The organism is Nocardia sp. NPDC050713, assembly GCF_040654315.1.
Classification (GTDB): domain Bacteria; phylum Actinomycetota; class Actinomycetes; order Mycobacteriales; family Mycobacteriaceae; genus Nocardia.
Map to the genome: position 1 here is coordinate 320,072 of NZ_JBFAHS010000005.1, position 25,355 is coordinate 345,426.

The window sequence follows — 25,355 nt, forward strand, 5'->3', positions numbered from 1 at the left end:
AGATCACACTCGTGGTCAAGGCGTCTATCCGCGCTCGCTACGGGAGTGCGTCGTCACCGTGCGGCTTGCGGCACGTCGACCTGGGCCGGTGTCCTGCGCAGCCGACCGGTCCCGGGGGTCGTCGCCCAGACGACGAGCGCGAGCAGCCCGTCCAGCAGCATCGCCAGGGCGGCCACCAGCAGCGCGCCCACCAGCACCCGGTCGTATCGGTGCAGGCCGAGCCCGTCGAAGATGTAGCGGCCGAGCCCGCCGAGGTTCACGTACGCCGCGATCGTCGCGGTGGCCACCACCTGGAGGGTGGCGCCGCGCAGGCCGTTCACCAGGATCGGCATGGCGTTGGGGACTTCCACCCGGAACAGGATCTGCCGCTCCGTCATGCCCATAGCCCGCGAGGCGTCGACCACGTCGGCGGGTACGTTGGCCACGCCCGCGTACGCGCCGGCGAGCAGCGGCGGGATGCCGACGGTGAGCAGCGCGAGCAGCGGCGGAATCAGGCCGAGGCCGAGCAACAGCACCAGGAAGGTGAGCAGGCCGAGGGTGGGCAGCGCGCGCATCGCGTTGGCGAAGCCGACGAGCACCGCGGCGCCCCGCCGTCGATGGCCGATGACGAGGCCCAGCGGCACCGCGATCAGCGCGGACCCGGCCACGGCCAGCAGCGTGTACCAAAGATGTTGCGCCAAGCGGAATTCGATGCCGGTGGGACCGCCCCAGTTGGCGCCGTCGGTGAAGTAGTGCCAAGCGTCGACGAACAGGTTCACGTGCGCGCCCCTCGCCTGGTTCGCCCGTCGGCCCTGGTCCACGGCGTCGCCCAGCGCCCGAGCAGGTACACCAGCCGGTCGAAGACGAGCGCGAGCGCCAGCGTCACGATGATGCCCGCCACGATCTCGTCCGGGTAGTCGCGCTGATAGCCCTGGGTGAACAGCTTGCCGAGACCGCCGACGCCGATCAGCGCGCCGACCGAGACCATCGCGATATTGGTGACCACCACGACGCGCAAGTTCGACACGAAAACCGGGATGGCCAAAGGCATGTCGACGGTCAGCGTGCGCCGCAGCGGCCCGAATCCGACGGCGTCGGCGGCGTCGACCACGGCGGCGGGCACCGAGTCCAGCGCCACCGGCACCGCGATGACCAGCAGCGCGGTCGAGTAGATGGTCAACGCGATGATCACGTTCCACGGGTCGATCGCCGAAATGCCCACCAGCGGAGGGATTATGACGAACAGCGCGAGCGAGGGCACGGTGTAGGCCAGGCTCGCCGCGGTGACGGTGATCCGCCGCAGCCACGGGATTCGCCGGATCACCGCGCCCGCCGGGATGGCGATCACCAGACCGAACAGCAAGGGCAGCAAGGCGAGATACAGGTGCGTCTTGGTGATCTCGAGGATCTCGGAGAAGTTGTCGATCAGGTATCGCACGCGGTCTCCCGCTCCTCGACCGGACCCGGGACGAAGTCGGCGCGGTTCACGAACCGGTCCCGTCGCCGTCGGAAAGCCCCTGCTCGTTGGCGATCCGGTTGCGTTCGACGTCCTCCGCGCCGCGCTGTTCGGCGAGCTGGGCGATCACCTCGGTGGCGAGTACGCCGCCCCGCAGCAGACCGGAATCGTCCACGGCCACACCGATTCCGGATGGCGAGGAGATGGCGGCGTCCAGCGCCTGACGCAGGTCGCCGGTGGGAGTGAACAACGAACCGCCCGCCGACATGCAGTCCGCGAGCGGCCTGCCCGCCCGCCGCGCTTCGACGGCGGTCGCGTCGACCCAGCCGAGCGGCTTGACCGCTTCGTCCACCACGAGCACCCAGTCGCCCTGCTCCAGACGCAGCGCGCCGACCGCGCCCGCGGTGGCGGTCGGAATGTCGTGCAGCGGAACGTCGTCGGCCGAGCGGAAGGAAAGACCGCGATAACCACGATCGCGACCGACGAACTCGGCGACGAAATCCGTTGCGGGACCCGCGAGTACGCGCTGCGGCGGATCGTACTGCTGGAGCACGCCGGCGCGGCCGAAGACCGCGAGTCGGTCGCCGAGGGTGATGGCCTCGTCGATGTCGTGGGTGACGAACACGATGGTCTTGTGCAATTCGGCTTGCAACCGCCGCATTTCGCTTTGCAACTCGGCGCGCACCACCGGGTCGACGGCGCTGAACGGCTCGTCCATCAGCAGGATCGGCGGGTCGGCGGCCAGCGCCCGCGCCACGCCGACTCGCTGCTGCTGACCGCCGGAGAGCTGCGCGGGGTAGCGCTGGGCCAAGCCGCGGTCCAGGCCCACTCGGTCCAGCACTTCGAGCGCCGCCTTGCGCGCCGCCCGCCGCGAGTCGCCGCGCAGCACCGGAACTGTCGCGACATTGTCCAGCACGGTGCGGTGCGGCAGCAGGCCGCCGCTCTGGATCACGTAACCGATGCCGAGGCGGAGCCGGACCGGATCCGCGGTCGAGATGTCTTGTCCGGCAACGGTGATCGTGCCCGCAGTGGGTTGGATCATCCGGTTGATCATCCGCATCGAGGTGGTCTTGCCGCAGCCGGACGGTCCGACGAACACGGTGAACGAGCCGGATTCGATGTGCAGATCGAGGTCGGTGACGGCGTGCGTGCCGTCCGGATAGGTCTTGCTGACGCCGCGGAACACGATGTCCGACACTGCTGCCCTCCCTTCACCCGCGGGCTCACCCGACGGGTGTGTTCAACCCCTGCGCCGCGACCCATGCCTTGGCGGCCGCCGCCGGTTCGGTCTTGCTGCTGCCCGACACGGCCTCGTTCAGCTCGATCAGCTCCTCGGTGGTGAGTTTTGCCGAGACCGCGTTGAGCGCGGCAACGGCCTTGTCGGACTTCTTGGCGGAGTTGAACAGCGGAATCACGTTCTGCGCCGGGAAGTTGTGCTTCGGGTCCTCCAGCACCACGAGATCGTTCTCGGCGATCGCGGGGGAGGTGGTGAAGATGTTGGCCGCGGTCACCTGCCCCTCCACCAGCGCGCGCACGGTGGCCGGACCGCCGCCGTCGGCGATCGGGACGAAGTTGTTCGCGGCGATGTCGAGACCGTAGTTCTCCTTCAGGCCGGGCAGGCCGCCCTGCCGTTCCTGGAATTCCGCGGGCGCGCCGAACTTCACCTCGGCCGAATGCGCCGCGAGATCGGCGATGGTGCGCAGGTTCCAGCGTTCGGCGGTGGCCTTGGTGACCACTACCGCGTCGGAGTCCTGGCCGGGCGCCGGTGCGGCGGTGGCCAGCTGGTCGCCGAGCGCGCCCGCCAGCGCGGCCTCGACGTCGGCGGCGCTGGTCGCGGTCGAGTCGTTGTCCAGGTACTGCAACAGGTTCCCGGTGTACTCGGGAATCACCGAGATCGCGCACTGGCGCAGCGCCGGAATGTAGGCCTCGCGGCTGCCGATATTGAGCCGGGTGTCCACTTGGAAGCCGTTGATCCGCAGCACCTCCGCGTACACGTGGGCCACGGTCTCGGACTCCGGGAAGTTCGCCGAGCCGACGATCAAGCTCTCGCCCGCACAGTCGCCGTCGGCGGCGAGCGGATCGGAATCGCCGCAGGCGGACAGGATCATGCCGACGGCGAGGAGTGTGGCGGCGGCGAAAAGCTGGGAGGCGCGCAGCGCGAGCCGCAGCGCCGATCGCCCGGCAAGGGGGGTGATCGTGGTCTTCACGGGAGTCCTTCCGGCAGATGCGGACGGTGCGTGCGGCCTTGGCCGGACGGGCACCGGTACATTCTGGTTGTCCATACTGCCCGCAACTGGGTGTTTCTGTCGGCTGTAGTCGTCTTCGGAGAGTTGGTGTCGCCGGTGGTTCTGGCCGCGTCGAGGCGGGTGCTTGCCCGGGTGCTGGTCGTCGCGGCCGCGGCGGCGACGGTCGTATCCTGCGGAGACGACGACGCCGGTCCGCCCTTCGTGGTCGGCGCGGGAGACGCGGTCGAATCGCGGGTGCTCGCGGAGATCTACGCCGGTGCGCTGTCCAGGACCGGGCTGCCGGTCGCCGTGCTGCCGGATCTCGGTGCGCGGGCCGAATATCTGGCCGCACTCGACGCCGGTCGGGTCGCTCTGGTCGGTGAGCACACCGGCGAGCTGCTGGCCCACTACGACAGCGGGTCCGCCGCGCGCACACCTTCCGACGTGGTCAAGGATCTGAATCGTTCGCTGCCGGAGGGTTTGGTCGTCTCGGATCCGGCCGACGGGACCGATCTGCGGCCGCGGGTGCTCGTCACGGCGGAGGCCGCGCGTCGGGACGACGTGGATTCGGTCGCCGAGCTCGTGCCGCGGTGCGCGGAGCTGCGGGCCGGGCTGGCTCCCGCGCCGGATGTGTTGCGTGGTCCCGCGGTGGCGCAGGTGGCGGGGTGCGACTTCGCGGCGGAGACGCCGTTCGCCGATGCGGAGGCACTGCGAAACGCTCTGCTGGACAGTTCGATTCAAGCGGGCGTGGTCGGTGGACCGTCCGCGCTGACGGCCCCGGTCACCGAGGGGCTGACGGTGTTGACCGATGCCGACTACGCGGTTCGCGCCGAGAACGTGGTGCCGGTGTTCCGCAAGGGGCTGCTCGACGATCAGCGCGTTCGGAAGTTGAACTATGTGGCGGGGGAGCTCACGACCGACGAGTTGGTCGACATGATCCGGCGGGTTCGGGACGGCGCTGCGGCGGGGGAAGTCGCGCGAGCCTGGTTGGACGCGCACGGATTGTAGGCGTCGCGCCGCCGCCGCCGTCGTCGTCCTGTGCGCGGTGTCGTATCGGGCGTGCTCGCCGGGACCGCCGGTTTCGTTCGCCACGTCGCTTCGGCTGGGATCGGTCGGTTCGTCGCTGTCTCGGGGTGTCGCGGGCTTCCGCCGCTCGGCATGACGGACTCGGCGGCGGGTAGTCGAGTCGCGTCCGTCACGGGGCCGCTGATCATACGTTCACTGGCGTTTCACACTCTTGCCTCCCCAATGCTCCGGGCCGTATATTCCAATTGGAGTATTCGGTGTGGAGCATGTCGGAGCCCGCGACTACCGTGCGCGTTCAGGTTCGGCGGCTCGTCTCCCGCGGCGCGGCGGGTGGATTCCAGCGGGAGGTGATCACATGGGCGAGGCGCGTCCGACGTTGACCGCGTTGGCGGTCTCGGTGCTCGCGCTGGTCGAGGAGCGGCCCATGCATCCGTACGAGATGTATCAGCTGATGCTGCGGCGGGGCGAGAACCTGGTCGTGAAGCTGCGGCCGGGTTCGCTCTATCACACCGTGGCCCGGCTGGCCGACCAGGAACTGGTGTGCGCCGAGGGCGTCGACCGCGCGGGCAACCGCCCCGAGCGCACCATCTACCGGATCACCGCGTCCGGGCGTGCGGCGCTGCGCGCCAGGATCGCCGAGATACTGCGGTATCCCACCCGGGAATACCCGCTCTTCCCCGTCGCGCTGGGCGAAGCGCACAACCTGCCGAAGGACGAGGTGCTCGCGCTGGTGCGCGAACGCGTCGCGCACCTCGAGAACGATCTCACCGACCTCGCCACGATGGCCGAGTGGGCCCGCGCCCACGAGGTGCCGCGCCGCTACTGGATTGTGCTGCCTTATCTGCGCGCCACCGTCGCGGCCGAGCACGCGTGGCTGGTCGGCTTCCTCGACGAAGTCGCCGGCGGCGCACTCGAGTGGGAGGAGTTCGACCCGCGCACCGGCGAACGGCTCGACGGGCCCGAACACCCCTGGGGTGACGGCACCCCTCCGACACCGCCGCCCACACCGCGGCGCCCGACTGGGTGGTCGCCGTGACCTCGACGACCGACCGCAGCCGACGACCCTCCTGGAGAGGAACGAAATCCATGTCCACCCAACGCAATCCGTGGCCGGCGCTGTTGGCGCTGGTGATCGGCTTCTTCATGATCCTGCTGGACATGACGATCGTGGCGGTCGCCAACCCGGCGATCATGCAGGATCTCCAGGCCGACATCTCCCAGGTCATCTGGGTCACCAGCGCCTACCTGCTGACCTACGCGGTGCCGCTGCTGGTCACCGGCCGCCTCGGTGATCGCTACGGACCCAAGAACATCTATTTGATCGGCCTCGCGGTCTTCACCGCCGCCTCGCTGTGGTGCGGACTGTCGCACACCGTCGGCATGCTGATCGCGGCGCGCGCCCTACAAGGCATCGGCGCCGCGCTCATGACGCCGCAGACCATGGCGGTGATCACCCGCACCTTCCCGCCGGACAAGCGCGGCGCGGCCATGGGTCTGTGGGGCGGCGTCGCGGGTCTGGCCACCCTGGTCGGCCCGATCCTTGGCGGCGTGCTGGTCGACGGGCTGAGCTGGGAGTGGATCTTCATCGTCAACGTGCCGGTCGGCATCATCGCCTTCGTATTGGCGGTGTGGCTGGTGCCCGCGCTGCCGACGAACCCGCACAAGTTCGACATCCCCGGCGTGCTGCTCAGCGGCGTCGGCATGTTCCTGCTCGTGTTCGGCATCCAGGAGGGCAACACTTACGACTGGTCGGCCCGCATCTGGCTGACGATCTGCGCGGGTCTGGTGGTGCTCGGCCTGTTCGTGCTGAACCAGGCGCGCAATACCGGCGAGCCGCTGGTGCCGCTCGCGCTGTTCCGTGACCGCAACTTCGCGCTGTCGAACGTGGCCATCGCCGCGATGGGTGCGACGGTCGTCTCGGTGATGGTGCCCGCGTACTTCTATCTGCAGGCGGTCCGGGAGATGTCGCCGACCAGGTCGGCGCTGGTGTTCGCGCCCATGGCCATCGTGACCGGCGTGTTCGCGCCGTTCGTCGGCAAGTTCGCCGACCGGCTGCACCCGCGCGTCGTGCCGACCCTCGGCTTCGCGCTGTTCGCGGTCTCGATCTTCTGGTGGTCGGCGATCATGACGCCGGACTCGAACCTCGCGTGGTTCCTGGTGGCCGCCGCGGTGGCCGGTTTCGCCAACGCCTGCATCTGGGCGCCGCTGGCCGCCACCGCCACCCACAACCTGCCCGTTCAGCAGGCCGGCGCGGGCGCGGGCATCTACAACACCACCCGCCAGGTCGGTTCGGTGCTCGGCAGCGCCGCCATCAGCGCCCTGATCGCGGCCCGCATGTCCGCCAACGGACTCGCGGGCGGCGCGCCCACCGCGGAAGGCGTCGGCCACGGCCCCATTCCCCCGCAGATCCTGGGCGAATTCAGCTCCGCTCTCAGCGAATCCATCCTCCTCCCCGCCGCCATCCTGCTGATCGGCGTCTTGGCCTCGGCCCTCTTCATCCGCCACGGCGCGGGCACTCCCACCGACGAACCCGCCAAGGTCGACACCGTCAAGGCCTGACTCTCGGCTGACCGTCGCATCCCGCAAACTCCGAGATGCGGCGGTCAACCTACGAGCCCGGAAAGTCTTTCCCAGTCCACCTTCAAACGCACTGGCATATCGATGATCTCGGTCCCGCCCGGCTCCAGCACGACGTGCGGCCGGTACTGGGTCAGCGGTGGTCCAGCACGAAGATCAGCCGATGGTGAGGGTCAGGGTGGGGTGGCCGGTGGCGCCGTCGGGGATGACGTCGCGGCGGTCGGCGGTTTGGGTTTCGCCGGTGCCGTCGGTGGCGCGGGCGCGGAGGGTGTGGGTGCCGGGGGTGGCGTCCCAGTCGTAGACCCATTGGCGCCAGGTGTCGATGGACTGTTCGGTGGACAGGCGGGCGGGGCGCCAGTCGCCGTCATCGATCTGGACTTCGACGGCGGTGATGCCGCGGTGCTGGGCCCAGGCCACGCCCGCGACGGGGACGCGGCCGGGTGGTCGGCGAACGCGGCCGCGCGGTGTGTCGATGCGGGTGCCGGTCTTGATCGGGCCGTGGGCCGACCAGCCGCGGCGGGTCCAGTAGGCGGTGGCGCGGTCGAACCGGGTGACCTCGAGTTCGGTCACCCATTTGGTGGCCGAGACGTAGCCGTAGAGGCCGGGCACCACCAGCCGGGCCGGGTAGCCGTGGGAGACCGGCAGCGGTTCGCCGTTCATGCCGACCGCGAGCAGGGCGTCGCGGCCGTCGGTGAGCACGGCCAGCGGGGAGCCCGCCGTCCAGCCGTCCTTGCTGCGGGAGAGCACCATGTCGGCGTCGGCATGCGGACCGGCTTCGGCGAGCAACTCGTCGAGGCGGTAGCCGCGCCACAGCGCGTTCCCGATCAGATCGCCGTTCACCGGATTCGAAACGCAGGCCAGCGTGATCAGCCGCTCCACGACCGGCCGCCGCGCGAGATCCGCCCAGCCGATGCGGATTTCGCGGTCCACCATGCCGTGGATGCGCAGCGACCAGTCCTCGATCGACACCTGCGGAAGGAACAGCGCCGTGTCGATCCGATAGAAGTCGTCGTTGGCGGTGATGTACGGCGTCAGCCCGGGCACCCGCAGATCGGCGTCGGGCAGCAACGAGATCCCCGGCTCGGTCGGTCTCGGCAGTACCACCGCCGCCCGCTCTGCGGAGACATCCCCGCGCCGGGCTCCGAACAACCGCCCACCCACTCCGGCCAGCACCGCCACACCCCCGGTGACAGCCAGCCCTCGCAACAGATCCCGCCGCTGCGGTCCCGTTGTGCGGCTGGAACCGTCCCCTGCTTCGCTGGGCGGGTCGGCGGGGGTGTCGGCCCTCGCCGCCGCGGCGGTGTCCGTGTGAGCCGCGGTTACGGCATCGCTGCGCGTCGAACCCGGTGCCTGCAACCGATCGGCACGTTCGGGCGCATCCGAGTCGGACTGTGCGCCAGAAGTTTCGGATGCGATGCTCGCGGTGGAGCCGGGGTGAACCTGTGGGGATGACGGCGAAGGGGAAGTCGTGCGGCCGGACGGTGACGTGGCCGGGGCGGACACTTCGGATGGTGCGCCGGGAAACGCGTCCGCGATCTGCTCGGTCAGCACGCGGAGCGCGTAAACGCCTGCGGCCACGCCGATTACGGTAGGTATCGCGGCGAGAAAACCGTAGCGCTCGGCCGCGAGGAAGGCGGCGACCAAGCCGAAGAAGACGAGCAGCGTGGAGCCTGTCGCGCGATCGACGCGTTCGAGTGCGCCCGCGAGACCCGCGACGAGAACCGCGGCAATCCCCATGCAGACGAAAAGCACCGTCTTGTCGGCCGTACCGAACGTGCTGATCGCCCATCCGCGCAGTCCGTCGGGGGTGTGGTCGACCACGGTCGAGCCGAGCACATACATCGGCGCGCTCTCCGACCTGATGAACGCCGCGACAAGCTCCGCCACGCCGAGCGCCAACCCGGCGGACAGTATCCCGGCAGCCACCCGCCACCGCAGTACGGCCATGCCGCGAGCCTACTGCGCCCACCCCGCCCGCGCCCGACCCGAAGTCCACCGACCACCATTTCGCTCGCGTCGACCGGGCGGGCCCGCCAGCCCCGCTTACTCCTTGTGCTTGCGGTAGTAGCGCGCCACGCGGACGCGGTTGCCGCAACGGTCGGGGGAGCACCAGCGGCGTTTGGGGTGAGCGGGGAGGAAGAGGAGTACGCAGTCGTCGGCTTCGCAGCGCTCGAGTTCGGTGAGGGCGGAGTCGGTGAGGAGGTCGGCCGCGGCTTCGGCGAGGACCGCTGACAGGCGCTCGGCGGAGGCGGCGTCCCGGTGGGGGGTAGCGACGATCGCGGCGCCGTCCCAGTGCAAGCGGCGGACGGCTGGGGCGGCGGACTGGGCGGCGGTGAGGGCGCGCAGTGCGTCGGCGGGCGGGCGGACACCATGCAGGAGCGCGTCGAGAGCGGCCGCGACGTGGTCGCGTACCTCGTGAATACGCTGCGAAACGCGAAAGGCGCTGTCCGCGAGACGAACCCGCGAACAGCGCCCTTCGGCGATCAGCCGATCAGCTGTAGATCTTCTCCACTTCGGAGGCGTACTGCTTCATCACGACGGCGCGCTTGAGCGACATCTTCGGGGTGAGCTCGCCACCCTCCTGGGTCCAGTCGACCGCGAGGATGCGGATCTTCTTGATCTGCTCGGCGTGCGAGACCTTCTTGTTGGTCTCGGCGATCGCGGCGTCGATTTCGGCGACCAGCTCGGCGTTCTCGATGAGCTTCTCGATCGCGGTGTCGGCGGGCAGCCCGTGCCTTTCCTTCCAGCCGGGCAGCGCCTCCGGGTCGAGGGTGATCAGCGCGCCGATGAACGGCTGGCCGTCGCCGACCACCATCACCTGGCTGATCAGCGGATGCGCCCGCAGCGAGTCCTCGAGCAGCGCGGGGGAGACGTTCTTGCCGCCCGCGGTGACGATGATTTCCTTCTTGCGGCCGGTGATGGTCACGAAGCCGTCGGCGTCGATGGCGCCGAGGTCACCGGTCTTGAACCAGCCGTCCTCGAAGGCTTCCTCGGAGGCCTCGGCGTTGCCCCAGTAGCCGCCGAACACCACGGAGCCGCGCAGCAGCAGCTCGCCGTCCTCGGCGATCTTCGCCGCGTGACCCTCGACCGGACGGCCGACGGAGCCGACCCGGATGTGCTCGGGGGTGTTCACGGTGATGGCGGCCGTGGTCTCGGTGAGGCCGTAGCCCTCGTAGATGGTCACGCCGACGCCGCGGAAGAAGTGGCCGAGGCGCGCGCCCAGCGGGCCGCCGCCGGAGACAGCCGCCTCGCACTGCCCGCCGAGGGCCGCGCGCAGCTTGCTGTAGACCAGCTTGTCGAACACCGCGTGCTTGAGCTTGAGCACGAGGCCAGGGCCGCCGTTGTCCAGCGCTTCGCTGTAGGCGATGGCGGTGTCCGCGGCGGCGTCGAAGATCTTGCCCTTGCCGCCGTCGTGCGCCTTCTGCTTGGAGGCGTTGAACACCTTCTCGAACACGCGCGGCACCGAGAGGATGAAGTGCGGCCGGTAGCTGCCGAACTGGTCGACCAGGGTGGACCAGTCGGAGGTGTGCGCGACGATCACCTTGGCGTCGAAGGCCGTCAGCGCCACCGCGCGCGCGAACACGTGCGCGAGCGGCAGGAACATCAGGGTCTTCCTGCCCTCGATGATGTACTGCTTCAGCGCGATCCGGTCGGACTTGGACTCCGCGTAGAGGTTCGCGTGGGTGAGCATGACGCCCTTGGGGCGGCCCGTGGTGCCCGAGGTGTAGATCAGGGTGGCGGGCGAGGCCGCGCCGACCTGCGCGCGGCGGTCGTGCACGGCTTGGTCGTCCAGCTCGGCGCCGCGGGCGATCAGCTCGTCGACGGCGCCCTTCTCGATCTGCAGGGTTTCCTTCAGATCGGGCAGCGAGCCCGCCTCGATCTCGTCGATGGTGGCGCGGTGCTTGTCGTTGTCGACGAGAAGCAGCTTGGTCGCCGAGTCCTGCAGGATCCACTTGGCCTGCTCGGCGGCGGAGCTGTCGTAGATCGCGACGGTGCAGCCGCCCGCGGCCCAGATGGCGAAGTCGAGTACGGCCCACTCGTAACGCGTGGGGGCCATGATGGCGACGCGGTCGCCGAGTTCGATGCCGGAGGCGATGATGCCCTTGGCCACGCCGGTGACAGTTTTGGCGAACTCCGCCGCCGTGACGTCGCGCCACCCGCCGCTGCCATTCAGCACGTTGAACAGCACCGCGTTCGGCGACTGCTCGGCGTGGCGGAAGACGTTGTCGGAATTGTTCGCGTCATCCGGAATGGTGTAGGAAGCCGGGACTTCGAACTCTCGCATCAGTGCCCTTCCACGTGGGTTTACTCGCCAGTAATCTACGACACCTTGTGCCGGGCTGTGTCATCGACCACCGAAAATCTCGCTGCTCGGTAATCGGTCGACACTTCCAGGACTCCTTTTGTCGTCTTATCCTAGGTCGCTGGCCGACACCGGTTGGACGGCATCGCGCAGGAAATCGGATAGTTCGCGCAGCGCGACGGCGGCGGGCCGGAACAGCCCGGCCTGCAGTTGCGCGACGTGCCATAGCCCGCGGCTCTCGGTGAACCGCACGTGCACGCCCGCGCCGCGCAGCGCCGCGACCAGCGCGACGCACTGCGCGTGCAGCAGCTCGCTGACGTCGACCTGCACGTAGGTCGGCGGCAGCCCGTGCAGCACTCCGCGCAGCGGCGCGTAGCGGGGATCGTTCCCGTCGCCGTCGCCGAGGTAGGCGGCGGCGCAGGCGCGCGACCACGCCTTGTTGATCACCGTGTCGCCGTCGCGATCGGGGATCTCGTTGGGATCGGTCCACGGCGCGATCAGGCCGAGCGCGGCGGGTGTCATCCCGTGCTCGGCGATCAGCCGCTGCGCGGTGGCCATGCTCAAGCCGCCGCCCGCCGAATCGCCCGCGAGGGCGATCTGATCGGGCCGGAAATTCTTCTCCGACACCAGCTCCAGGAACGCGGCGACCGCGTCGTCCAGGCCCGTGGGGAACGGGTGTTCCGGCGCCATCCGGTAGTCGATGACGTACACCGCGCTTCCGGTGTCGCGGGCCAGCCGCGCCGCCAGCGAGCGATGGGTGGCCATCGAGCCGACCGCGTAACCACCGCCGTGCAGGTAGAGCACGGCGGTGGTCGGGCTGGTCGAGTCGGCGATGTGCAGTTCGGCCGGACGAGCGCCGAGCCGCGTCTTGCGCACCGTGACGCCCGAGGGCATCAATTGCAGTGGCGCACCGAGATCCATCAGCGTGCGCTGCACCGTGAACGGCAGCCGAGCGTTCAGCATCATCCGGAAGACCGGCTTCAGCAGCACGCGGCCGACGGGCAGCGGAATGTCGAACTCTCGCATGGTCGTCAGGGCAGGAAGGGCCGGTTCACCGCGGCGGCGATGCGCTGGTAGCCGGAGGCCGTGACGCGCACGAACATATCGAGCAGCTTCGCCTCCCAGCCGATCAGCACTCGGCCGTGGCCCTTGCGCACGCCCTCGGTGATGGTCTGCGCGGCCATCGCCGGGGTGTGGATGGCCAGCTTCTTGTCGAACATGGACGCGGCGTTCTTGCTGTCGATGCCCTCGGCGTAGGTGGCGTTGCGGGCCACGGCGGTCTTGATGCCGCCCGGGTGCACGCAGGTCACCCGCACCGGATGCTTGGCGACGAGCATCTCCTGGCGTAGCGACTCGGTGAAGCCGCGCACCGCGAATTTGGCCGAGTTGTAAGCGCTTTGGCCCGGCACGGCGATCAGGCCGAACAGGCTGGACACGTTGATCACGTGCCCGTCGCCGGACTCGATGAGCATCGGCAGGAACGCCTTTGTTCCGTTGACGACACCCCAGAAGTCGACGTCCATGATCCGCTCGATGTCCTTGAACTCCGAGCGGAGGACCTCGCCGTGGAAGGCGATGCCCGCGTTGTTGTAGACCTGGTGCACCACGCCGAAGTGCTCCTGCACGGCGTCGGCATAGAGCAGCACCGCCTCGCGCTCGGCCACGTTGAGCCGATCCGACTTGACCTTGGCTCCGAGTTGTTCGCAGCGGCGAACGGTCTCGGCGAGGCCGTCGGTGTCGATGTCGGAGAGCGCGAGCTTGGCGCCGCGCTTGGCCAGGTTCTCGGCCAGCGCGCGGCCGATGCCGGAGCCGGCTCCGGTGATGACACAGACCTTGTTCTGGAAGTAAGCATCGTTGCTCACTGGTTTCACACTGCTTTCAGATCGGCGGGCGCGGTTGTCGTCGCGTAGGCCGAGACATCGAAATGCCTTGTCAGCCTACGGAATTGGAAGGTGAAGTCGGGCCACAGCGTCGTATTGTTGCCGTGCTTGTCCAGGTACCAGCTCGCGCAGCCGCCGGTGTTCCACACCGTCTTGCTCAGCTTGGCCTGCAGGTCCTTGTTGTAGGCGTCCTGCACTTCGCGGCGCACTTCGACGGTGCGCAGACCCAGGCGATCGACGGTGGCGAGCGCGTCGGCGATGTAGTTGATCTGGGATTCGATCATGTACACCATCGAGGTGTGGCCGAGGCCGACGTTCGGGCCGAGCAGGAAGAACATGTTGGGGAAGTTGGCGATCGTCGAGCCCTTGTAGCCCTGCTGGCCGATCTCGTCGAAGACCTCGCTCAGCGTCCGGCCGTCCTTGCCGGTGATGGTCTCGTAGGTCGGCGAGTCGGTGACGTGGAAGCCGGTGGCCACGATCAGCGCGTCGATCTCGCGCTCGGTGCCGTCCTTGGTGACGATCGAGCCCGCGCGGACCTCGCGGATGCCGTCGGTGACCACGTCGACGTTGTCGCGGCTCAGCGCGGGGTAGTACTCGTTGGAGATCAGCATCCGCTTGCAGCCGATGCGGAAGTCCGGCGTGACCTTCTTGCGCAGCTCGGGGTCACGGATCTCGTACTGCAACTTGGCTTTCGCGAGCAGTTGGAAGCCCTGCATCAGCGCGGGGAATTTGGCGAGGCCGACGACCTGGGTCTCGCGGGCGGCGTAGATGGCCGCGCGGGAGAGTCGCTGCACGCCGGGCAGATACTTGAACGCCAGCCGCTCGGCCTTCAGGTACGGCCGGTCCATGCGGGGCAGCAGCCACGGCGCGGTCCGCTGGTAGACGTCCAGCGAGGCGACCCGCGGCGCGATCGAGGGCACGATCTGGATCGCCGAGGCGCCGGTGCCGATGATCGCGACCCGCTTGCCGGTCAGGTCGGCGTCGTGGTTCCAGCGGGCCGAGTGGAAGATCTCGCCCTCGAAGGTGTTGATGCCCTTGATGTCGGGCAGGTTCGGCTCACAGAGCGCGCCGACCGCGGAGACGACGGTGTCGGCGGTGAAATCGCCTTTGCTGGAGGTGATTTCCCACTGCGCGGTGTTGTCGTTCCAGCGGGCGCCGGTCACGTCGCAGTCGAAGATGTGCTTGTCGAGGACGCTGTGCTTCTTCGCGACGCCCTGGATGTAGGACTGGATCTCGCCCTGCCGGGAGAACGAGCGCGACCAATTCGGATTGAGTGCGAAGGAATACGAGTACAGGTGCGAGGGGACGTCGCACGCGGCGCCGGGGTAGGTGTTGTCCCGCCAGGTGCCGCCCACATCGCTGCCGCGCTCCAGGACCAGGTAATCGTTGCGGCCCTGCTGGCTCAGCCGGATGGCGAGACCCAGACCGGCGAAACCGCTGCCGATGATGATCGTCTTGGCGTGGCGGACGGACCGGTCGCCGACAGCTTTGTCTGTAACCTTGCGACTCATGTAAGTGAGACTACGAGCTTATTGAGCGTGAGTCAACAGTAATTGAATTCCGTTCAGTAGCATGAGTCCGTGAGCAAGAGCCACGGCGAGAACGGCAAGCGGACCCGGCTGAGTCCGGACGAACGCCGTCAACAGCTGCTCGCGCTGGGCGCCACGATGCTCGGCGAGCGCACCATCGAGGAACTCTCGGTCAGCGAGATCGCGGCCCAGGCGGGGATCTCGCGCGGTCTGCTGTTCCACTATTTCCCCACCAAGCAGGACTTTCAGCGCGAGGTCGTCCGGCACGCGAACGCCGAACTGCTCGAGCGGGTGGCGCCGGACCGGTCGCTGAGCATCTTCGACATGCTGCGCGATTCGATCGAGCGCTACGTCGACTACGTCAGCGAGAACCGCACGTCCTACCTCGCGCTGTTGCGCGGCCCGACCAGCGTCAGCCCCGACCTGGTCCCGCTGGTCGACCAGACCCGTGACGCCATCATCGGCATCATCCTCGCCGAGGCGCCGACCCCCATCGACCCCGCCGACCACCCGCGCCTGATGCTCGGCATGCGCGGATGGATCGCGTTCGTCGAGGAAACCACCCTCACCTGGTTGCGCACGGAGCCGATCAGCCGCGAGGAACTCGTCGAACTCCTGGTGGAATCGCTGCTGACCTTGGCGCTCGCGTTGAGCCCGGAGCTGGCCTCCGCGCTCCGAGGCTGAGCGGACTCGGGTTCGCCACGCTGCGCTACTGGTGTGCTCGAGGAGCCGAACCGGTCGCTGGCGCGTGCGATCGGGCTAAGTCGGGCGCTCGCGGTTCTCCCGGGCAGCGATTTCGTCGTCGGTGAGGAAGGGGTTGTGGTCCATGGCCGCGAGCTGATCGAACGCTGAACGCTGGTGAGCCGGATCGACGTCGTGCGCTGGGTGATCGTCGGGTCGATCGGCCCACATCTCGCGCACGATCGCTTCGATATCCCAGGTCGGTCGCCAGCCGAGTTCCCCTGCGGCGCGGGAGTTGTCGGCGATCAAGGTGGGAGGTTCCTGGGCGGCGGGGTGGTGGTCGACCGGGATGGGGCGGCCGGTCAGGCGGGAGGTGAGGTCGATCAGGTCGTTGATGCTGGTGCCGGTTCCGCTGCCGATGTTGTAGCGGTGGCAGGCGCCCGGGGCGGGGAGGTGGGCGAGGGCGGCGGTGAAGGCGCGGGCGGCGTCCTCGATGTGCAGGTAGTCGCGGGTCGCGGTGCCGTCGCCGTTGACCGGGAGGCGGGCGCCGGTCCCGGCCGCGACGGCTCGCAGGCGGGGAAGCAGGCGGGTGGGGTCGGTGTCGGCGCCGCCGACGAGGTTGGACATGCGCAGGACTATCGCGGCGAGGCGGCCGGTCGCGGCCTGGGCGGCGATGGCGGATTCGGCCGCCTGCTTGCTCGCGGCGTACGGGTGGGGCGGTGCGTCGGGGAGGTCTTCGGTCATCGGCTGGATATCGGTGGCGTAGATCGCGACGGTCGACGCGAACACCAGTTTCTCGACGCCCGCCCGTGCCATCGCGTCGAGCAGCGCCACGGTGCCGCCGACGTTGACTTGGAAGTACGGCAGCGGGTCGGCGACCGATTCCCTGGCGCGGGTGAGTCCGGCCAGGTGACAGACGGCATCGACATCCCGCACGGCCGCCGTAAGCCATTCCGGCTCACGAAGATCGGCGAACCGGATCGGCAATCCCTTTGGGAGACGGTCTTGTTCGCGATGCACCAGTCCGACGACCTGGTGTCCGTCGCGTGGCAACCGCCCGGCGACGGCGCTGCCGAGGTAGCCGTTGGCGCCCGTGACGAGGATTCGCATTCAGACGAGGAACGGGGCGAGTTGTGGCACCGCCTCGACCGGATGCTCGGCCTGGATCTCCTCGTCGATCGAGCGGAACTCCCAACCCTGTTGGGTACGAACGAGTTTACCCGCGAGGAAGCCGGTGTGCGCGTGCAGCTTGCTGAGGTTGTAGCGGGCGATCTCGGTCTCGGTCATGCCGTCGATCACCCGGCAGTAGGCGTTGTCGATCTGCTCGAAGGTCTGGCCGGTGTAGCAGGTCACCAGGAGGATCACGGTGTTCACCTGCGGCGCGATCCTGGTCAGGTCCATCGTGATCAGCTCGTCGTCGCCGTCCCCCTCGCCGTTCGTGCTGTCGCCGAGGTGGCGGACCGACCCGTCCTGCGACATCAGCTGCTCGTGATACACCACATCGAGGATCGCGTCGTTCGCGAACAGCAATGCCGCCGCGTTCAAATCGATCTCCGCCGGTTTGCCGGGCAGCCACCGCCGCTTGGCCGCCGCGTCCCAGCCGATACCCATCGTCACGAGGGCCAGGGAACCCCCACCCGCATCGGGAACCACGCTCCACCAATCCCTTCCGTCACGCGACGCGCGCAACGCCCCCACCCTATGAGCCGCGACCCCGTCCCGTCGGCACATCCACCCGCGTCGCCCCGCAATTTCCTATCGAGCCGAGAGAAACGATTCCCGCACCCCCGCCAGCGAAGCCGCGCCCAGCACCCGGAAACGGCGAACGCCGGGCCGAAACCAACTGGGAACCAGTGGTTTCGCGCCCGGCGTTCGAGGCAGCTGGGGGTCAGCTGGTGGGCAGGAACGCCTCCGCGACGATCTCCGCCTGCTCGACGGCGTGCACCTTCGACGAACCCGAGGACGGGGCCGACATGGCGCGGCGGGAGATGCGACGGAGTTTGCCGAGGCGCTCGGGGAGCAGCTCGGGGAGGTTGAGGCCGAAGAAGGGCCAGGCGCCCTGGTTGGCCGGTTCCTCCTGCACCCACGCGATGTCGGTCGCGTTCGGGTACCCCTCGAGGGCTTCGTTCAGGCGGAACTTGGGCAGCGGGTAGAGCTGCTCGATCCGCACGATGGCGATGTCCTCGCGCTTCTGCTTGGTCTTCTCGGCGACCAGCTCGTAGTAGAGCTTGCCGCTGGTCATCAGCACGCGCTTCACCTTGCCGCGGTCGCCGATGCCCTGCTCGTAGGTGGGCTCGTCGAACACGGAGTGGAACTTGGACTCGGTGAAGTCCTTGAGATCCGACACCACGGCCTTGTTGCGCAGCATCGACTTCGGGGTGAAGACGATCAGCGGACGACGGATGCCGTCGTGCGCGTGGCGGCGCAGCAGGTGGAAGTAGTTCGCCGGGGTGGACGGCACCGCGACGGTCATCGAGCCCTCGGCGCACAACTGCAGGAAGCGCTCGATGCGGCCGGAGGTGTGGTCCGGACCCTGACCCTCGTGGCCGTGCGGCAGCAGCAGCACCACGTCGGAGAGCTGGCCCCACTTGGCCTCGCCGGAGGAGATGAACTCGTCGATGATGGACTGCGCGCCGTTGACGAAGTCACCGAACTGCGCCTCCCAGAGCACCAACGCGTTCGGGTTGCCCAGCGAGTAGCCGTATTCGAAACCGACGGCGGCGAATTCGCTCAGCGCCGAGTCGTGCACCGCGAACCAACCCGGGTTCTCGCTGCCGATGTTGTGCAGCGGGGTGTACTCGTCGGCGGTCTTGCGGTCGATGATCACCGCGTGCCGCTGGGTGAAGGTGCCGCGGCGGGAGTCCTGACCGGTCAGGCGCACGGCGCGGCCCTCGTCGATCAGCGTGCCGAAGGCCATCAGCTCGGCGAAGGCCCAGTCGACCTTGCCCTCGTAGGCCATCTCGCGGCGCTTCTCCAGCACCGGCTTGACGCGCGGGTGCACGTTGAAGCCGTCGGGCACGTTGAGGAAGGCGTCGCCGATGCGCTGCAGCACGGCCTTGTCGACCGCGGTCTGCACGGTCGCGGGCACCTTCTGGTCGTCCTCGACCGACTCGCTCGGCCCCGGCGGGAACTTCTCCAGTTCGCGGACCTCGTTGAACACGCGCTCCAGCTGGCCCTGGTAGTCGCGCAGCGCGTCCTCGGCCTCTTTCATGGAGATGTCGCCACGGCCGATCAGGCTCTCGGTGTAGCTCTTGCGCACCGAGCGCTTGGTGTCGATGACGTCGTACATGTACGGCTGGGTCATCGACGGGTCGTCGCCCTCGTTGTGGCCGCGACGGCGGTAGCAGATCAGGTCGATGACCACGTCCTTGCGGAACTTCTGGCGGAAGTCGACCGCGAGACGCGCCACCCAGTCGCAAGCCTCCGGGTCGTCGCCGTTCACGTGGAAGATCGGCGCGCCGATGAACTTGGCGATGTCGGTGGAGTACTCGGTGGAGCGGCTGTTCTCCGGTGCCGTGGTGAAGCCGATCTGGTTGTTCACCACGATGTGGATCGTGCCGCCGACCCGGTAGCCGCGCAGACCCGAGAGGTTCAGCGTCTCGGCGACCACGCCCTGGCCCGCGAACGCGGCGTCACCGTGCAGCATCAGCGGCATGACGGAGAAGCCCTCGGGGCCGTCGCCCTTGTCCAGCAGGTCCTGCTTGGCGCGGACCAGACCCTCGAGCACCGGGTCGACCGCCTCCAGATGCGAGGGGTTGGCGGTCAGCGAGACCTCGATCTCGTTGTCGCCGAACATCTGCAGGTAGGTGCCGCGCGCGCCGAGGTGGTACTTCACGTCACCGGAGCCGTGCGTGGCCGCCGGGTTCATGTTGCCCTCGAACTCGGTGAAGATCTTCGAGTACGGCTTGCCGACGATGTTGGCGAGCACGTTCAGGCGGCCGCGGTGCGGCATGCCGATGACGACCTCGTCGAGCGAGTGCTCGGCGCACTGGTCGATGGTGGCGTCCATCATCGGGATGACCGCCTCGGCGCCCTCCAGCGAGAAGCGCTTCTGGCCGACGTACTTGGTCTGCAGGAAGGTCTCGAAGGCCTCGGCCGCGTTCAGCCGGTTCAGGATGTACTTCTGCTGGGCGACGGTCGGCTTGACGTGCTTCTGCTCGACGCGCTCCTGGATCCACTGCAGCTGGTCGGTCTCCAGGATGTGCATGTACTCCACGCCGACGTGGCGGCAGTACGCGTCGCGCAGCACCGAGAGCACGTCGCGCAGCTTCATCCGCTCCTGACCGTGGAAGCCTGCGACGTTGAACTCGCGGTCCAGGTCCCACAGGGTGAGGCCGTGCTGGGTGACGTCCAGGTCCGGGTGGCTGCGGAACTTGTCCTTGATCAGGCGCAGCGGGTCGGTGTCGGCCATCAGGTGGCCGCGGTTGCGGTAGGCGGCGATCAGCTCGAGCACGCGCGAGCTCTTGTCGACGCCGCGCTCCTTCATGTCCTTGCGCCAGCGCACCGGCTCGTACGGCACGCCGAGGCCGTGGAAGATCTCGTCGTAGAACTCGTCGGAGATCAGCAGCTGGTGGATGGTGCGCAGGAAATCACCGGACTCCGCGCCCTGGATGATGCGGTGGTCGTAGGTGGAGGTCAGCGTCATCAGTTTGCCGACGCCCAGGTCCGCGATGCGCTCGTCGCTCATGCCCTGGAACTCGGCCGGGTACTCCATGGCGCCCGCGCCGATGATCGCGCCCTGACCGTTCATCAGGCGGGGCACCGAGTGCACGGTGCCGATGGTGCCCGGGTTGGTCAGCGAGATGGTGACGCCGGAGAAGTCCTCGGCGGTCAGCTTGCCGTCGCGGGCGCGCCGGACGATGTCCTCGTAGGCGGTGTGGAACTGACCGAAGGTCATTTCCTCGGTGCCCTTGATGGCCGCCACGACCAGCGAGCGGTTGCCGTCCTTGCCGGGGAGGTCGATGGCGAGGCCGAGGTTGGTGTGCGCGGGGGTGACCGCGTTCGGCTTGCCGTCGATCTCGGCGAAGTGCCGGTTCATGTTCGGGAACGACTTCACCGCCTGCACGATGGCGTAGCCGAGCAGGTGGGTGAAGGAGATCTTGCCGCCGCGCGTGCGAGCGAGGTGGTTGTTGATGACCAGACGGTTGTCGATCATCAGCTTGGCCGGAATGGCGCGGACCGAGGTCGCGGTCGGGATGGCCAGCGACGCCGACATGTTCTTCGCGACGGCGGCCGCGGCGCCGCGTAGCACCTTCGCCTCGTCGGCGGCCTCGGTGGGCTTCGGCCCGCCGGAGGTCGGCGCGGCGTTGGAGATCGGCGCCGGGGTGGTCTGGGGGGCGCGCGCGGCGGTGGCCTTCGCGGCGGGCGCGGGCTTGGCGGCGGGAGCCGGAGCGGGCGCGGGCTTGGCGGCGGCCGGAGCGGGCTTCGCGGCCGGGGCGGGCGCCGGGGCGGAGTTCTTGGTCGGCGCGGCGGTCTGGGTGGGCGCAGCGGTCTGGGTCGGCGCAGTGTTCTGAGTCGGCGCAGTGGGCTGCGAGTTCGTGGCGTCGCCGCTCGCTTCGGGGGTGTAGTCGGCCAGGAACTCGTGCCAACTCTCATCGACGGATGATGGATCTTGCTTGTACTTCTGATACATCTCGTCGACTAGCCACTGGTTCTGTCCGAACTGGGAAGTTGAGCTGCTCACAGCAGGTGTTCGCCTCATTTCGTTCTTCGCGCTGCGACGTTTGTGACGTGCCCGGCATGGGGATCAGCGGATGCGCGCCGATGGACCCTCTGTCGAGGATATGCCCAGCGGCAAATCGACGAAGCTACCCACCACCGGACAGACCCAAACTCTTCTGTGCAGACTCGTCCGGGTCCGAGAATATTCCTCCCGTTTCGCGGGCCGCCGCCCAGAGGCGGGTATAGGTTCCGCCCGCCGCGACCAGGTCGGCGTGCGTCCCGAATTCCGTGATCCGGCCCCGCTCGACGACCGCGATCCGATCGGCTCGCGCGGCCGTGCCGAGCCGGTGCGCGACGACGACCGTGGTGCGCCCTCGGGCCAGCGATCTGCTCGCTACCAGCACCGACGACTCGGTTTCCGGATCGAGCGTCGCTGTGGCCTCGTCCAGCAGCAACAGGTCCGGACGGACCAGTTCGGCCCGGGCGAGGGCGATCAACTGACGTTGTCCGGCCGACAGTCCGCGCCCGCGTTCGCCGACCGGTTGCCGCAGTCCGAGGGGTAGCGCCGCGATCATGTCGGTCGCACCGACCGCTGCCGCCGCGTCGCGGATCTGTTCCGGGGTTGCGGATGGTTGTCCGAATGCAATGTTGCTGGCGACGTCGCCGGTGAAGAGGTGAGCTTCTTGGGGGACGATGCCGAGCCGGGAACGGTAATCGGCGAGGCGGTAATCGCGGATGTCGACGTCGTCGACGACGATCGCGCCGGTGCTTGTCGCTGTGCCGGACGCGTCCGCGTCGGACTTCGCGCGGACGGTCCCGGCATCGCGTTGTTCGGTGTCCGCCTCGTCGGTGACAGCGGCGACGCCGGACGACCGCGGCAGGTCGTAGAGGCGGGCGAGCAGCTTGACGATCGTCGATTTGCCCGCGCCCGTCGGCCCGACCAGCGCCAGCGTGGACCCGGCCGGAATGCGCAGCTCGACATCGTCCAGTGCCGGAGTCTCGGTTCCGGGATAGCGGAAACGCACGTGATCGAGCGCCACCTCGCCGCGCAGACCGTCGGCGATCGCCACCGCGTCCGGCGGATCCGCGGCGATCGAGGACGGCGTGCGCAGCAGCTCGCCGATGCGGCGCAGCCCGACCCTGGCCTGCTGGTAGCCGTCGAAGACTTGAGACAGCTGCAGGATCGGACCGAACAGCAGCTGGAGATACAGCACGAAAGCGACCAGCGTGCCCGCGCTGGTCGCGCCGACAGCGACCTCGCGTGCGCCGACGAACACCACCGCGGCCAGCGCCAGGTCGGCCCAGGCGATGACGAAGGCGAAGTACAGCGCGATCGCCCGCTGCGCCCGCATCCTGGAGTTGCGGTAGCGCTCGGAGTATTCGGCGAACCGCCGCGCCGCGCGCGGTTCGTGCCGGTTGGCCTGCACCGCGCGCAGGCCGGTGACGTTTTCCTGGAAATCGGCGTTCACCGTCGACACGCGTTCCCGCGACACCGTGTAGGCGGTCGAGGAGAAGCGCCGGAAGATCACCGTCGCCACGATCAGCGGCGGCAGGGCGAGCAGCGCGACCACGGCCAGGGAGAGATCGATGACCAGCAGCGCCACCGCGATGCCGAGCAGGGTGAGCACGCCGATGAGGGTGGTCGCCACGCCGGTCTGCAGGAAGCTCGACAGCGCGTCGACGTCGGTGGTCATCCTGGTCATGATGCGGCCGGACAGTTCCCGCTCGTAGTAGTCCAGCCCGAGTCGTTGCAGATGCGCGTAACTGCGCACGCGCAGGCCGTAGAGGACGCGTTCGCCGGTGCGCGCGGTGAGCACGATGGTCGCCGCGCCGACCGCGAAGCCCGCCGCGACCAGCCCGCCGCCGAGCACCGCCGCCAGCACGAGCGCGTCGGATTGTCCGGCGCTGACACCCGTATCGATGGCGTAGCGCACCAGCGCCGGGAAGGCCACGCCGACGAGCGCGTCGAGCGCGAGCAGGCTCACCACCGTCAGCACCAGCCAGCGCACCGGGCGCATCAGCCGCGTCAAGCGGAAGCCTGGGTCGGGTTCGCGCAGCGCGCGGTCGTCGAGGCCGGGTTCCTCGGTGGCGGGCGGGAGTTCCTCGATGGTCCGGCGCAGTTCGGGTGTCTCGGCAAGGTCCGCGGCCGCCGCGCCGAAGCCGCCCGCCCGCCCGGTGGCGCGCGGTGTTCTCGCCGGCTCCTCGGATTCGATCGTCGCGGGCGTCGGCCGGTGAGCGGGCGCGGGCAGGCGGATGACCCGGTCGGCGTGGGCGAGCGTCGACTCGCGGTGCGCCAGGATGATCGTGGTGCGGCCGCCGCGGTCGGGCAGGGTGTCGAAGATGGCGGCCTCGGTGACCGCGTCCACGGCGGAGGTGGCGTCGTCCAGCACCAGGATGCGCGGGCGGGCCAGCAGCACCCTGGCCAGCGCGATGCGCTGCCGCTGGCCGCCGGAGAGGGTGAGCCCGCGCTCGCCGACGACGGTGTCGTATCCGTCGGGCAGTTCGCCGATGAAGTCGTCGGCGGCGGCCAGCTTGGCGGCCTGCCTGATCTCCGCGTCGGTGGCGCTCGGTCTGCCGAGGGCGATGTTCGCGGCGATGGTGTCGGAGAACAGGAACGGATCGTCGAACACCACGCCGACGGCGGCGCGCAGGTCGGCGGCGGCCACGTCGGCGATGTCGACCGGTTTCCCGGCGTCGGGGCTGTCGCCGAAGAGCCGGATGTGCCCGGCGTCGGGCGCGTAGAAGCGCGGCAGCAGCAGCGAGAGCGTCGTCTTGCCCGACCCGGCGGGTCCGATGATCGCGACCGTCTCGCCGGGGCGCACGGTGAGGTCGAGATCGCGCAGGATCGGCAGGTCCGGATCGAATCCGAAAGTTAGCGAATCCATCTCGATCCCGAGCGGGCCGTCAGGCAGCGCGGCGGGTACGGGCGGATCGGCGATCACCGGCGCGGAGTCGATGACCTGGAAGACGCGCTCGGCGGCGGCGCGGGTCAGCTGCGCCAGGATCACCACCGAGGACATGGCGCGGGTCGCCGAGGTCATGGTCGCCACGTAGGCGGCGAAGGCGAGGAAGGTGCCGAGCCCGATGGAGCCGTGCAGCGCCAGCCAGCCCCCGAACGCGATCACCCCGACAAGTCCGGCCTGCGGTATCGCCGCGACCACCGGCGCGAAGCGGGCGTCCACCCGGGCCGCGCGCATGCGTTCGGCGTAGAGTTTGCGCCCGTGCCCTTCCAGCACGTCGACCATCCGGGCCTCCTGCCCGAAGCCCTTCACCACCCGAACGCCGGTGACCGTCTCCTCGACGTGCTGGGCCAGATCGGCGGCCCGCTGCTGGGCCGACCAGGTCGCCGCGAAAAGGCGCGGGCGCATCCGATAGACCACGGCGGCGATGCCGGGCACCACCAGCAGCGCGACCATCGCCAGCGGCGGCGAGAGCCACAGCATCACCCCGGCCGCGAGCAAGAACTGCAACAGCGCCATCCCGGAGAGCGGCACCATCGCCAGCAGGCCCTGCACCAGCTGCAGATCCGTGATCGAACGGGAGACCACCTGACCGGTACGCAGCGCGTCCTGACCCGCGCCGTCCAGTCGCTGCAGCGATCCGAGCAACCGCACCCGAAGGCCGTGCTGGACGTCGAGCGAGAGACGGCCCGCGAGCAGTCGCCTGCCGAACGCCGCGGCGAACCGCCCGGCGGCGAGCAGCGCGAGCAGTGCCGCGATCACGCCGATCACCTCGGTGTCGCCGACACCGGCCGCGTCGACCGCGCGCTTGGTGAGCAGCGGCGCGGCCACCTCCACCAGCGCGCCCGCCAGGACCGCCGCCGCGACACCCGCGATGGTGCCGGGATGCGACCGGCTCTCGGCCCACAGCCGACGTATCCAGCCCCGCCCCGCCGTGCTCTGCTCAGTCAATTGCGCTGTTCACCGTCCTGTTCTCGAACTCCCCCGGACGCCTGCGTGTGCAGGCGGTACTTCTTACGAAGGTAACGACGCGCGGCGACACACCGCTTGTTCCCGGAGTCTGCCCACCGGTCTTGGC

The 25,355-nt window shown here is 69.0% G+C and carries 18 protein-coding genes; 4 read left to right on the forward strand and 14 right to left on the reverse strand.

Annotation, left to right across the window (positions count from 1 at the left end; genetic code table 11):
* Nucleotides 1-53 precede the first annotated feature (53 nt).
* Genes AB0H49_RS12990 through AB0H49_RS13005 form a run of 4 tightly spaced genes read right to left on the reverse strand, consistent with a single transcriptional unit; the run spans nucleotide 54 to nucleotide 3,591 of the window.
* A complete protein-coding gene (locus AB0H49_RS12990) occupies nucleotides 54-758 on the reverse strand; it encodes an ABC transporter permease (protein ID WP_357250674.1) in 705 nt (234 codons plus the stop codon).
* Nucleotides 755-1,417 (reverse strand): ABC transporter permease, encoded by a 663-nt coding sequence (locus tag AB0H49_RS12995; RefSeq protein ID WP_357250677.1) that lies wholly within the window; start codon nucleotides 1,415-1,417, stop codon nucleotides 755-757. The genes AB0H49_RS12990 and AB0H49_RS12995 overlap by 4 nt, the downstream gene beginning before the upstream one ends.
* Nucleotides 1,418-1,463: 46 nt before the next feature.
* A complete protein-coding gene (locus tag AB0H49_RS13000; RefSeq protein ID WP_357250680.1) occupies nucleotides 1,464-2,633 on the reverse strand; it encodes an ATP-binding cassette domain-containing protein in 1,170 nt (389 codons plus the stop codon).
* A 25-nt stretch (nucleotides 2,634-2,658) separates the two neighbouring features.
* Nucleotides 2,659-3,591 carry an ABC transporter substrate-binding protein gene (locus tag AB0H49_RS13005; protein ID WP_357251010.1) on the reverse strand — a complete coding sequence of 311 codons (933 nt, stop codon included), beginning with the start codon at nucleotides 3,589-3,591 and terminating at the stop codon, nucleotides 2,659-2,661.
* A 177-nt stretch (nucleotides 3,592-3,768) separates the two neighbouring features.
* On the opposite strand from AB0H49_RS13005, the gene AB0H49_RS13010 reads away from it, so the two are divergent.
* The 3 genes from AB0H49_RS13010 (at nucleotide 3,769) to AB0H49_RS13020 (ending at nucleotide 7,245) form a co-directional block, all read left to right on the forward strand.
* The gene (locus AB0H49_RS13010) at nucleotides 3,769-4,668 is read left to right on the forward strand and encodes a glycine betaine ABC transporter substrate-binding protein (RefSeq protein WP_357250683.1); all 900 of its coding nucleotides are present in this window, start codon (nucleotides 3,769-3,771) and stop codon (nucleotides 4,666-4,668) included.
* A 373-nt stretch (nucleotides 4,669-5,041) separates the two neighbouring features.
* Entirely contained in the window at nucleotides 5,042-5,722 is a 681-nt protein-coding gene (locus AB0H49_RS13015) for a helix-turn-helix transcriptional regulator (protein WP_355001835.1), read from the forward strand.
* 50 nt (nucleotides 5,723-5,772) lie between these two features.
* A complete protein-coding gene (locus tag AB0H49_RS13020) occupies nucleotides 5,773-7,245 on the forward strand; it encodes an MFS transporter (protein WP_357250686.1) in 1,473 nt (490 codons plus the stop codon).
* Between the two features lie 174 nt (nucleotides 7,246-7,419).
* On the opposite strand, the gene AB0H49_RS13025 is transcribed toward AB0H49_RS13020, so the two are convergent.
* The 6 genes from AB0H49_RS13025 to AB0H49_RS13050 form a co-directional block, all read right to left on the reverse strand.
* Nucleotides 7,420-9,210 (reverse strand): molybdopterin-dependent oxidoreductase, encoded by a 1,791-nt coding sequence (locus AB0H49_RS13025; RefSeq protein ID WP_357250689.1) that lies wholly within the window; start codon nucleotides 9,208-9,210, stop codon nucleotides 7,420-7,422.
* A gap of 96 nt (nucleotides 9,211-9,306) precedes the next feature.
* Nucleotides 9,307-9,750, reverse strand: a complete 444-nt coding sequence (locus AB0H49_RS13030; RefSeq protein ID WP_357251013.1) for a CGNR zinc finger domain-containing protein — start codon at nucleotides 9,748-9,750, stop codon at nucleotides 9,307-9,309.
* A 4-nt stretch (nucleotides 9,751-9,754) separates the two neighbouring features.
* Nucleotides 9,755-11,548, reverse strand: a complete 1,794-nt coding sequence (locus AB0H49_RS13035) for a long-chain fatty acid--CoA ligase (protein WP_357250692.1) — start codon at nucleotides 11,546-11,548, stop codon at nucleotides 9,755-9,757.
* A 126-nt stretch (nucleotides 11,549-11,674) separates the two neighbouring features.
* The gene (locus AB0H49_RS13040; protein WP_357250695.1) at nucleotides 11,675-12,592 is read right to left on the reverse strand and encodes an alpha/beta hydrolase; all 918 of its coding nucleotides are present in this window, start codon (nucleotides 12,590-12,592) and stop codon (nucleotides 11,675-11,677) included.
* A gap of 5 nt (nucleotides 12,593-12,597) precedes the next feature.
* Entirely contained in the window at nucleotides 12,598-13,428 is an 831-nt protein-coding gene (locus tag AB0H49_RS13045) for an SDR family oxidoreductase (RefSeq protein ID WP_357250698.1), read from the reverse strand.
* Nucleotides 13,429-13,433: 5 nt separating this feature from the next.
* Nucleotides 13,434-14,957, reverse strand: coding sequence for an NAD(P)/FAD-dependent oxidoreductase (locus AB0H49_RS13050; protein WP_357250701.1), 1,524 nt, complete (start codon nucleotides 14,955-14,957; stop codon nucleotides 13,434-13,436).
* A 69-nt stretch (nucleotides 14,958-15,026) separates the two neighbouring features.
* Between AB0H49_RS13050 and AB0H49_RS13055 the strand changes: the two genes are divergently transcribed.
* Nucleotides 15,027-15,659, forward strand: coding sequence for a TetR/AcrR family transcriptional regulator (locus tag AB0H49_RS13055; protein WP_355001829.1), 633 nt, complete (start codon nucleotides 15,027-15,029; stop codon nucleotides 15,657-15,659).
* 75 nt (nucleotides 15,660-15,734) lie between these two features.
* On the opposite strand, the gene AB0H49_RS13060 is transcribed toward AB0H49_RS13055, so the two are convergent.
* The 4 genes from AB0H49_RS13060 to AB0H49_RS13075 all read right to left on the reverse strand — a co-directional run bounded on the left by AB0H49_RS13060 (nucleotide 15,735) and on the right by AB0H49_RS13075 (nucleotide 25,228).
* On the reverse strand, nucleotides 15,735-16,766 hold the full coding sequence (locus tag AB0H49_RS13060) for an NAD-dependent epimerase/dehydratase family protein (protein WP_357250705.1): 1,032 nt from the start codon (nucleotides 16,764-16,766) through the stop codon (nucleotides 15,735-15,737).
* The gene (locus tag AB0H49_RS13065) at nucleotides 16,767-17,273 is read right to left on the reverse strand and encodes a TerD family protein (RefSeq protein WP_357250708.1); all 507 of its coding nucleotides are present in this window, start codon (nucleotides 17,271-17,273) and stop codon (nucleotides 16,767-16,769) included.
* Nucleotides 17,274-17,544: 271 nt separating this feature from the next.
* The gene (locus AB0H49_RS13070; protein WP_357250711.1) at nucleotides 17,545-21,357 is read right to left on the reverse strand and encodes a multifunctional oxoglutarate decarboxylase/oxoglutarate dehydrogenase thiamine pyrophosphate-binding subunit/dihydrolipoyllysine-residue succinyltransferase subunit; all 3,813 of its coding nucleotides are present in this window, start codon (nucleotides 21,355-21,357) and stop codon (nucleotides 17,545-17,547) included.
* Nucleotides 21,358-21,463: 106 nt separating this feature from the next.
* Complete coding sequence (locus tag AB0H49_RS13075; protein WP_357250714.1) at nucleotides 21,464-25,228, reverse strand: ABC transporter ATP-binding protein; 3,765 nt, start codon at nucleotides 25,226-25,228, stop codon at nucleotides 21,464-21,466.
* Between the last annotated feature and the right edge of the window lie 127 nt (nucleotides 25,229-25,355).